This window comes from Bradyrhizobium sp. P2_E8 (assembly GCF_056403875.1).
Genome location: NZ_JBFUES010001009.1, coordinates 1 through 2,626, shown reverse-complemented (window position 1 = coordinate 2,626; position 2,626 = coordinate 1). Strand labels below are relative to the sequence as shown.

Sequence of the window (2,626 nt, the reverse complement as noted above, 5' to 3'; positions counted from 1 at the left end):
TCGCTTCATCGCGGAGATCGCCAAGCAGCGCGAGACGCTGCTGAAGCTGAAAGAGGAAATCCATGCCGCGGCCTCCGCCGAGGGCAAGAAGCTGATTGAGAATTTCGGCGCCGCCTACCTCCGGATGAATGCCGTTCAGGACGACGTCGTCAAGACCGCCAGGACCGACAGAACGAAGGCCGTCGAGCGCTCGTCGATTGAGGCTCGCAAGGCGGTCGGTGAGGCGATGGAAGCCGCCAGCGTCTACGTCACCAACGTCAAGAAGAACATGGCCGACCAGGTAGCCAAGGCGCACGAGGATGGCAACCGGGCTCACGTGCTGCTGATATCGGCCGTGGTGGCGTCGCTCGTCATCGGCATGATCGCCGCGATCTGGATTTCCATCAGCATTGCCCGCGGTCTCGGCCGTGCGGTCGGCCTCRCCGGTGCTGTGGCGGCCGGTGATCTCAGCCAGACGATCAACGTATCCAGCAACGATGAGATCGGCGATCTCATCAAATCGCTGAACCTGATGGTCGAAAAGCTCCGGCAAGTCGTCGAGGAGGCTCTCACCGCGGCAAGCAACGTCTCSGCCGGCAGCCAGGAGCTCTCCGCSAGCGCCGAGCAGCTYTCGCARGGCGCGACCGAGCAGGCCTCGTCMGCCGAGGAAGCCTCCTCCTCGATGGAGGARATGGCCTCGAACGTGAAGCAGAACGCCGACAACGCCAACCAGACCGAGAAGATYGCSGCGCAGTCSGCCAARGAYGCSGARKCCAGCGGCGCMGCCGTCGGWCGTGCSGTCAATGCGATGCAGACCATCGCYGAGAAGATCACGATCGTGCAGGAGATCGCMCGYCAGACYGAYCTGCTCGCGCTCAACGCSGCGGTCGAGGCSGCGCGSGCCGGCGARCACGGCAAGGGCTTTGCSGTSGTYGCKTCCGARGTMCGCAAGCTYGCCGAGCGCAGTCAGGCGGCCGCGGCCGAAATCGGCACGCTGTCCACGGAGACGGTGAAGGTCGCCCGGGAGGCCGGCGACATGCTGTCCAAGCTCGTGCCCGACATCAAGAAGACGGCTGAGCTGGTCCAGGAGATCACCGCCGCTTGCCGTGAACAGGACGTCGGCTCGGCCCAGATCAACCAGGCGATCCAGCAGCTCGACAAGGTCGGCCAGCAGAACGCCAGCGCGTCCGAGCAGGTGTCCTCGACCTCGGAGGAGCTCGCTTCGCAGGCCGAGCAGCTCCAGTCGACCATCTCCTTCTTCCGCATCGACCATGCCGGCCGCGGCGGGAGCGCGGCGCCGGCGCCGATCGATCGTGCCGTTACCCRGCTCCGCGCCAAGGCGGCGCACATGGCTGCGGCGGATCGCGGCGCGAAGAAGCCCGCGCCTGTCCGCAAACCGGCACGTGCGATGAAGGTCGCTGGCGGTGGCGGCTTCGCGTTCGACATGCACGACGGCGAAGACGACCGCGACGCCGAATTCCAACGCTGATCAAGCGGTCCGGCCTCCTGCCGGATCGTGCTCATTCGCAAACCCCGGGACCCCTGGACTGCAGCATGGCCGCAACCTCGCAATATCTGACGCTCGGACTCGCCGGCGAGACGTTCGGCATCAGTATCCGCAACGTCCGCGAAATTCTCGACATGCGTCCGATCTCGCGGCTGCCGCATGCGCCGAACTTCCTGCTCGGCATGATCGACGTGCGCGGCAGCGGCTATCCGATCGTGGACCTCCGGACCAAGCTCGGCCTGCCCAGCGTGGCGGCGACCGAGGCGACCCGCATCATCATCCTCGATGTGCCGATGAAGGACCGTCTCGTCGGCGTCGGCTTCGTCGCCGATTGCGTGTTCGAGGTCACCGACATCGACGAGCAGGCGATCGAGCCCATCCCCGAGGTCGGCGGCAAATGGCAGTCCGACTATGCCGCCGGCATCGGCCGCAAGGGCGAGAAATTTGTCGTGATCTTCGACCTCGCCAAGCTGATGGCGCATGACGAGATCCCGGAAGGGCGCGATGCGCCCCGCGCCGCCTGAGTTTGCAAGTGTAAGCATTGTCAAGCGTAAGCCCCCAATTCGAACCAACGAGATTGACATGAGATTCACCGTCAAAGCCAAGCTTGCCAGTGCCTTCGGCGTCGTCATCCTGCTCTCCATGATCGCCGGTGCGGTCGGCTACATGAAGCTGTCCGACATGGTCGGCACCACCGAGAGTCTGGTGAGTCGTGCGGGCCGTATGGAGAAGGCCTCCGAGCTCAAGGAAGGCATTCTCCTCCAGCTTCGCGCGGAAAAGAACTCGATCCTCTCGTCGGACGCCGAGTACGATCAGTTCGTGGCCGATCTCGCTAAGACCCGCGAACAGCTCGCCAAGTCCAGGGACGAGATCTATGCAGCCGCCAGCGAAAACGGCAAGAAGCTGATCGATGGCTTCTCCGTCGCCTATGGTAGGATGAACGCCTACCAGGACGAGACGGTCAAGCTCGCGAAGACCGACAAGGCGAAGGCGATGGACCGCTCAATGCATGACGGCCGCAAGGTGGTCGCCGATGCCCTGGATGCGGCCAATGCCTACATCAACAACGTCAAGAAGAACATGGCCGAGCAGGCCGAGCAGGCCAGACAGGACGGCTCGCGCGCCGAGATGCTGCTGATG

The 2,626-nt window shown here is 64.4% G+C and carries 3 protein-coding genes; all 3 read left to right on the top strand.

Annotation, left to right across the window (positions count from 1 at the left end):
* The coding region (locus tag AC1D00_RS35850) for a methyl-accepting chemotaxis protein (RefSeq protein WP_477013923.1) at positions 1 to 1,468 on the top strand (1,468 nt) is incomplete at its 5' end.
* 65 nt (positions 1,469 to 1,533) lie between these two features.
* Positions 1,534 to 2,010 carry a chemotaxis protein CheW gene (locus AC1D00_RS35845; RefSeq protein ID WP_027549415.1) on the top strand — a complete coding sequence of 159 codons (477 nt, stop codon included), beginning with the start codon at positions 1,534 to 1,536 and terminating at the stop codon, positions 2,008 to 2,010.
* Between the two features lie 58 nt (positions 2,011 to 2,068).
* Positions 2,069 to 2,626, top strand: a 558-nt coding sequence (locus tag AC1D00_RS35840; protein ID WP_477013922.1) for an MCP four helix bundle domain-containing protein, incomplete at its 3' end; no start/stop codon positions are given.

What these genes read in the sequence shown, in the direction of transcription:
- AC1D00_RS35845 (WP_027549415.1), top strand. Translation starts at nt 1,534, where the DNA reads ATGGCCGCAACCTCGCAATATCTGACGCTCGGACTCGCCGGCGAGACG.